Origin of the sequence: Comamonas jiangduensis, assembly GCF_030162955.1 — a bacterium.
In the GTDB taxonomy this organism is placed as follows: Bacteria; Pseudomonadota; Gammaproteobacteria; order Burkholderiales; family Burkholderiaceae_C; genus Comamonas; species Comamonas jiangduensis.
Genome location: NZ_JARXOV010000011.1, coordinates 113,509 through 121,115 on the forward strand (window position 1 = coordinate 113,509; position 7,607 = coordinate 121,115).

General features: G+C 52.3%; 5 protein-coding genes. 4 read left to right on the top strand and 1 reads right to left on the bottom strand.

Annotated elements, in window-relative coordinates; all coding sequences use genetic code 11:
* Positions 1-114 precede the first annotated feature (114 nt).
* Together QEP12_RS10455 and QEP12_RS10460 are read left to right on the top strand one after the other, a co-directional pair.
* A complete protein-coding gene (locus QEP12_RS10455) occupies positions 115-780 on the top strand; it encodes a heavy metal response regulator transcription factor (protein ID WP_284214191.1) in 666 nt (221 codons plus the stop codon).
* Between the two features lie 2 nt (positions 781-782).
* Positions 783-2,243, top strand: a complete 1,461-nt coding sequence (locus QEP12_RS10460; protein WP_284214192.1) for a heavy metal sensor histidine kinase — start codon at positions 783-785, stop codon at positions 2,241-2,243.
* A 698-nt stretch (positions 2,244-2,941) separates the two neighbouring features.
* Here QEP12_RS10460 and QEP12_RS10465 read toward each other — a convergent pair.
* On the bottom strand, positions 2,942-3,490 hold the full coding sequence (locus tag QEP12_RS10465; protein WP_284214193.1) for a hypothetical protein: 549 nt from the start codon (positions 3,488-3,490) through the stop codon (positions 2,942-2,944).
* Positions 3,491-4,372: 882 nt separating this feature from the next.
* On the opposite strand from QEP12_RS10465, the gene QEP12_RS10470 reads away from it, so the two are divergent.
* Together QEP12_RS10470 and QEP12_RS10475 are read left to right on the top strand one after the other, a co-directional pair.
* Positions 4,373-6,235: a DUF262 domain-containing protein gene (locus QEP12_RS10470; RefSeq protein ID WP_284214195.1), complete on the top strand. Its 1,863-nt coding sequence runs from the start codon at positions 4,373-4,375 to the stop codon at positions 6,233-6,235.
* Positions 6,236-6,457: 222 nt separating this feature from the next.
* The gene (locus QEP12_RS10475) at positions 6,458-7,405 is read left to right on the top strand and encodes an anti-phage phospholipase (protein WP_284214196.1); all 948 of its coding nucleotides are present in this window, start codon (positions 6,458-6,460) and stop codon (positions 7,403-7,405) included.
* The last annotated feature ends 202 nt before the right edge of the window (positions 7,406-7,607 follow it).

A 7,607-nucleotide genomic window follows, 5' to 3' on the forward strand; every position in this document is an offset into this window, starting at 1 on the left:
TGAGCTTCTATTTTCGGGGGTGTAATTAACAGCGTCATTGCACGTAGATTACTTTTTTGTCATCTTGCTCAATAAAATGTGTAATGTTTTTTGAGTGCAGCGATAATTTATGCTATGAAAATATTAATTATTGAAGATGAGGTCAAATCAGCCCTATATTTACAAAAAAGCCTGAATGAATCAGGCTATCAAGTCAGTGTGAGACACAACGGAATCGACGGCTTATTTATGGCACAGTCTGGCGATTTTGATTTATTAATTTTGGATGTCATGCTCCCGGGGATAGACGGCTGGAACCTCATGGAGCGACTGCGCATGAACAGCGCCATTCCAGTGCTTTTTTTGACTGCACGCGACAGTGTCGAAGACCGTGTCAAAGGGCTGGAGTTAGGCGGTGACGACTATTTGGTCAAGCCCTTTTCATACGCAGAGTTACTCGCCCGCGTGCGCACATTGCTGCGCAGGGCTCCTTTGCGTCCCCAAGAGTTTTTAACGCTCGGAGATTTGCAAATTGATGTTCTAAAGCGCCGCGTACAACGTGCAGGCCAACGCGTTGAGCTGACTAACAAAGAATTTGCCTTGCTGCATTTACTGGTACAGCACCAGGGGCAGGTGCTTTCGCGCAGCCAAATTGCTTCTCAAGTGTGGGATATGAACTTTGATAGCGATACCAATGTGGTTGATGTTGCTATACGCCGACTGCGCGCCAAGGTGGATGATGGCTTTGAGTGCAAACTGATCCAAACTGTGCGTGGCATGGGTTATCGGATTGAGGGCTGAGCATGAAGCATTCCCTGCGCAAAATTAGCTTGCGGCTGCGCTTGGCTTTATTATTTGCATGCACCAGCGCAGTATTATTTTTCGGCATGGGATTGTACATTTACCAAAGTTTGGAAAAAGAAATTGCACACCGTGAAGATATTTCTTTAATCGGTCGAATTGATCGTATTCAGCAACTGCTGCACAGTGACATAAGTTTAGAAAAATTGATTAATACTCCACAAATTTATGCCAATATGTTGGGTAATAACGATAATATTTTGTGGATTCTAAACGCGCAAGATCAAGTGCTCTTGGAGGTCAACCCTACGCACATTGCACTGCCGAAGCTACCGGCGCAGCTCACAGTAGCTCAAGCAGCAGCGCAGCCTTCTCAAGCGGTGACGAAGGGCACAGAGGAGTCTCTCGGCAGCACGGAAAGCACTGCCCTGCCGCAGGTGCAGTTGTTCACCACTTCGGCGCCCTACAAGTCGCGCCTCGCCTGGGCACAGCTTCGTGTTGATGATCAGATGTTGACCGTGATCGCGGGCCGGCTTCTGGCTGAACGCTCAGCGATGTTACAGACCTACCAGCGTGATCTAGGGGGGGTTTGGTTACTGGGGGTGGCTCTGGCGTTTGCTGTGGGTTGGGAGGTGGCGCGTCGTGGTTTGCGACCTTTGCAGCGATTGAGCGAGCAAGCACAAGCGATTGGGCCCCAGCAACTGGCCATTCGCTTGCCCAGTGCGCAATATCCTGCAGAGCTGCAAGGGCTGACACAGGCGCTCAACACGATGCTGCAGCGTTTGGAGGAAGGCTTTGCTCGTTTATCTAAATTTTCGGAAGACTTGGCCCACGAAATCCGTACCCCACTGCATAACCTTATGCTGCACAACCAGTGGGCGCTCAGCCAAAGTCGCACAGTCAGCGAGCACGAAGCACGTCTTGTTTCCCAGCAAGAAGAATATGAGCGCCTGGCCCGCATGATTGACAGCATGCTGTTTTTGGCCCGCGCTGAACACCCATCTACTCCTTTGCGGCGGCAGACGTTAGATCTGGTCGCGCTAGGGACACAGCTGGCAGACTATTTCGAGGGGATGGCACAGGAGAAATACATGACCATCCAGGTGGAGATGCATGGGCAAGTGTGGGCCGATAGTAGTTTGCTACGCAGAGCGCTGGCCAATTTGATTGCCAACGCCCTACGTTATGGCGATGCGCATAGCGCTATTGTGCTGAGCAGCTTCCACACAACCAGCGTCTGTCTGTTGCATGTCTGTAACCAAGGGCCAGACATAGATGTCAAGCATTTGCCACAATTATTTGACCGCTTTTACCGCTGTGAGCCTTCACGCAGTCAAGCTGCAGACTCTGGCGGATTAGGTTTGGCGATTGTGAAAACGATTATGGATTTACACCAAGGTCGTGTCTTTGTTAAGAGTGAAGGTCATACCACTTGCTTTACATTAGAATTCCCTCTGGAATAATGAAAGCTTGAATTTTTTGATGCTATATTAATAAGTATTTTTTAACATTTAGAGATTTTGACAGCACCTTGTTTTATAATATGACCGAAGGACTTGTGCTTCATTTCATCATGGCGAGGCAATCCGTTGCAAAGAACTGTGACGAAAGCTACAACCCCTCATTTTTGCAATAACTTATTATGCCAAGGGCGATGTCCGTGAGCTGATTGATTCTCCATGGGGGAGTACTACCTGCAAGAAATTTAAAGAGGTGTGTAAAAGTCTGGAGGACGTATTCTCTTTAGAATACACTGTGCTGAATGTGTAAGTGATTTATAATTTTTTTGTGTAAATATTATATATTTCTAATATCATTAAATTAAGCTGAAAGATTTTTAGGTGTTGAGTTTTTGATATTTTAAGTGGTAGATGTTAAATTTCAAAAACTGCCTGCTGTGGAATTTTCTTGCAATAAATGCAAAGTGAGAGAGCTCTAAAAGAGCTACACAGGCAAGAGCCTCCAAAATTGAATTCTGCATCGCATTAAGTAGAACGCAGATTTGCGTTTTTTTGAGCTTCGATTGCACGAAACCTAAGGCATGGGCAGGTTTAAGCACACCTTATAAATTAGAGGGAGTGAGCTAAACATCCGAAACGAGTCAAGGACCCTCAGTTTGTGGAGTCATTTAATTCGACAGCGTGAGTCAATCGCACAGCATTTATACAGCAGCGCTAAATCGGGAAGTAAGAAAGCTAAAAATGATGAGTAGCAATAGGATTGCCGCAACAAAAAAAGGCATCACATAGTCTGTAAAGCGCGGCGTCTTTGTTGCTACAGAAGTGAATGCACGGATAGTCCACATAGCTTTTTTCCAAGCGCTTTGTGGCCCCTGCTTTGAGGAATACCATCCGTCATGGCCGGATTCGTGATCCTCGTAGTAGAGCGTCCAGAACACGCCGCATTCCCAGCCTACATGGTGCGAGTACGTACCGAACTCATCCTCGGGGATACGATCTAATATCCATCGCCCCATGCCTTTATGAAGGCCGAGATCGGGTTCCTCGTTCAGATATTGCCAGTACCGGACGAAGAAGTAGGCCCAGAGTATCCAGACGCCCCATATGACTCTTTCAGGGTTGCTGAACTCGATTGGCGTACCAAGAACCGATACATCTCTCTTAATGGTTGCTCCTGCGAGATTGATGGCTATCAGGACCATGCTGGTTGCAAGGAGGTTTCTGCGTTGGCGCAGAAGGTCGGCATTCATGGAGTCACGCTTCATACTTGCTACAAGCACCTCCATCATTGATGGGTACAAGAAATAAGCGCCCGGAAAGGCGCTTATTTCTTAGTCATCTGGCGGAGGCTGTGAGATTCGGCGTCAGATGGTGAAAGTTATTAAAAATCAATAACTTATGATTTTTGAAAAACTGCGTGTGTACCACTCAAATGGACCGGCTAGTGTACCAGTACGAAGCTCCTTAAAGTAGCGGTGTCGTAGACCTCATTTGACTTAAATGTCAGTTAGCCTTGACCAAGCTGGTGGTCATGAGCAACAGCAACTGACACAGCCACGATTGCAAATGGTGCTTCTGGCCGAAATTGGGCCTTGCTATCTTTGAGCGCCGCTCCGCAAAGCTGGCCTTCGGGGCGGGGCCTTGCGCGTCCGGTTTAGAACAGTCCGTTAACGGATGCGGCGTCGTTAGTCGACCAATTGCTGTCGTCCATTGCATGGCCGTGAACGGCAGGTTGAGGCTGGTTGCCGATGCTCAACGGTAAACGTTCAAGCGACTGCTGTGCACCCAAAGAGGACACCAGTGCGCATTCACATCTCCTGAAAGCCGACGCTCGCACTTCCGAAGTGCTTGAATCCTTAAGGAGCGGATGCGGCTTTGAGGGCAAGCCATACGGCTTATTCCATCAAGAGAGAACACATAAAGGTCGGCTCCTGCGACTCGGGCGAGGTGCTTAACCTCTCTCGTACTCGAATCAAGCTGTTCGGAACAAAAATCGAGTGCCGTGCGACGAAGGATCAGGGCGTAGCGCCCCTGCATAGGAAGTACACGCAGTTCCTTCCGAAGAGCCTTGTCCCGCCATTGGAGGGGATCCGATAAGCTACGCTATTTTCACGTTAGAACAAGGGGGGGCGATGGACGCGAATGCGATTGCGCTGCTAGACATCTTTGAGAAGAAGATGCGGCTCGAAGTGCCGATGTTCCAGCGGCAGTACGTCTGGAAGCAGGAGCACCAGTGGGCGCCACTGTGGGAGGACATCTCTCGCAAGTTCGTGGAGTTCATTGAGGGTCGAACCGACGCACCAGTTCACTTCCTCGGTGCGATGGTGCTCGACCAGCGGCAAACGCAGACCGGCCGCGTCGAGCGGCGCAGTGTGATCGACGGTCAACAGCGTCTCACAACTCTTCAGATTTTCCTTGCGTCGTTTCGCGACTTTTGCCGATGTGAAGGTCTGTACGACTTCGCCGAAGAGTGCAATAAGTACACGGTGAACACCGGTCGGATGGCAGAGCCGGAAGTGGAGAAGTACAAGGTTTGGCCAACGCTGAGTGACCGACAGCAGTTCATTGACGTCGTCGATGCGGGGTCACGAGATGCTCTGGAGAAGCTTCATCCGTTGACGCGACGCAAATATTCGCGGAAGTTTGAGCCGCGCCCTCGAATGGTGGAGGCCTATTTCTTCTTTTACGACAGTCTTGCTGAGTTCTTCAAGGGAAACCCGTCCGAGCCGCCGTTGGCGGCCGACAAGCCGTTGACTGATCGCGTTGAAGAGTGCTTCGAAGCCCTCAAGACGGCGCTGAAGGTGGTGGCAATCGACCTTGACCGCGACGACGACGCTCAGGTCATCTTCGAGACGCTCAACGCCCGTGGCGAGCCGCTTCTGCCGGCCGATCTTCTCCGGAACTTCATCTTCCTTCGGGCCGCTCGGCAAAACGAGGAACAAGAGGCTCTGTACAAGAAGTATTGGGCAGCCTTCGATGAGCCCTTCTGGCGCCAGGAGGTCGTGCAGGGGCGCCTGATGCGCCCACGCAGTGACCTATTCATTCAGCACTTTCTTGCGAGCAAGCAGGCCAGAGATATTCCAATCAAACACTTGTTCGTCGAGTACAAGTATTGGGTCGAACGCAGTACTCCCTACAAGACGGTCGAGGCAGAACTCGCGGCGCTAGCGAAGCAAGGCAATGACTTCAGACGCCTCGTTGGTCGTAGTGATGCCGATGCGCTCGGGCCGCTCGCCCACTTCCTGGAGACGTTCGACATAAGTACCGTCTTCCCACCTCTTCTGGCCATGCTTGATCTCGGGGCGAGCGACGATGAGATGCGCGAGGCTGCACGCGTCCTCGAGAGCTACTTACTTCGTCGTACGGTCTGCGGGTCGGATACCAAGGCGTACAACCGTGTCTTTATGGGCCTTACGCGGGCGATTCGCCGAGACGGGGCGACCGCCGCAGTTGTTCGTTCGCACCTGGCCGGCCTCCAGAGCGCCACCGATGCGTGGCCGAGCGACGAACGATTCACCGAGGCATGGATGACGGGGCACGCTTACTCGGCGCTCAACAACGGGAGGATCGTCTACATCCTGAGCAAGCTCAGTGAAACCTATCGAAATTCCAAAACCGAACAGCTGAAAGTAACTGGGCAGCTTACGGTCGAGCATCTGATGCCGCAGGCCTGGGTCGCTCACTGGCTGCTGTCGGATGGAAGCAGAGGCGTCGACAATCCATGGTCTGTTCCGGCAGATGATCCCCAAGCACTTGCGACACGTGCTCGAAGCGCCATCGTCCAAACATTCGGCAACCTCACCTTGATCACAGGCAGTCTGAACAGCTCAATCTCTAATGGCGCCTGGGCAACCAAGCGAGCCGCCATTGAGGCGAATAGCTTGCTGCCAATCAACCTCCAACTGAGGAGCGCTGAAACGTGGGACGAAGGAGCGATTGAGCGGCGCGGCCGCGACCTGCTTTCTCGGGCGCTTGAGCTGTGGCCGCGAGGCTAGGCCTTACCTGATTACGAGCCAGCTATTGGCAGCTGTCCGCTTCTGGCCCCATAGCTGCCATAGGAGCCTCGTCTTTGATCGACGGCAACCGCTGCGCTGCTGTCGGCCGTAGAGAAAGCAGCCAAGCACACGCATCGAGGCGTATTTTCGGCGAAGCGCGGGCAAAATGTCGGCCTATACAAGCAGTATCAACTGCGTAATCTAGGGAGAGGGTCTGCGAGGATGTCAGAGCTTCATAATTGGCAGAGTGTGCAGGCGCCACTGCGCGTGTTGACGCTGGATGGCGGCGGGGCCAAGGGCTTTTACACCTTGGGCGTACTGAAGGAAATCGAGGCCATGATTGGTTGCCCGTTGCACCAAAGGTTCGATCTGGTCTTCGGCACGAGTACGGGCGCCATCATCGCATCATTGATAGCGCTTGGCCATGGCATCGATTCCATCTTGGAGCTTTACCGCGAATACGTACCTGCCGTAATGTCGCAGACGACAGCACATACTCGTTCGGCAGCGTTGAAGAAATTAGCGAGTGAGGTCTTCGGTGACGCGACGTTCGGCGACGTGAAGACCGGCATAGGCGTGGTCACAGCCAAATGGCTTACAGAGCGACCGATGATCTTCAAGGGGAGCGTTACCCAAGCCCATGGGCGTGTCGGCACCTTCCTCCCCGGCTTCGGGGTAAGCATCGCTGACGCCGTCAAGGCATCCTGCTCGGCCTACCCCTTCTTCGAACGCACGGTGGTCAGGACCTCATCGGGCGAGGACATCGAGCTGATCGACGGCGGCTACTGCGCGAACAACCCTACGCTGTATGCGATCGCAGATGCTGTGCATGCGCTCAAGCGTGATCTCAAGGAAATCCGGTTGGTCAGCGTCGGCGTGGGCGTCTACCCGGACCCGAAGCCGAGTCTGCTGATGTGGCTGGCGAAGAAGTACCTCGTCAGCGTCCAACTGCTACAAAAGACCCTTGAGATCAACACGCAGTCGATGGATCAACTGCGCCAGATTCTGTTTCATGACGTGCCGACCATCCGGATCAGCGACACCTACGTCACACCCGAGATGGCCACCGATTTGCTGGAGCACGACCTAAAGAAGTTGAACATCTTGTTCCAGCGTGGGAGGGAGTCGTTTGCCTCGCGCGAGAAACAGCTCCGAGAGTACTTGATGTAACAGGGGGGCAGATGCCAATACCAGAATCACAGCTCGACGCTTGGTCGCACCAGGGGTCAATCACCCAGTCGAGCAACACTTACAACTCGATCAAGAGCGTACTGGAAGCCAGTACGACGCCATATTCTGGCAAGAACTTCAAGGTGTTGTTGATTTCCACGCAGAACTGACCCGCAATTTCCATCTCAAACTGACCCACCCA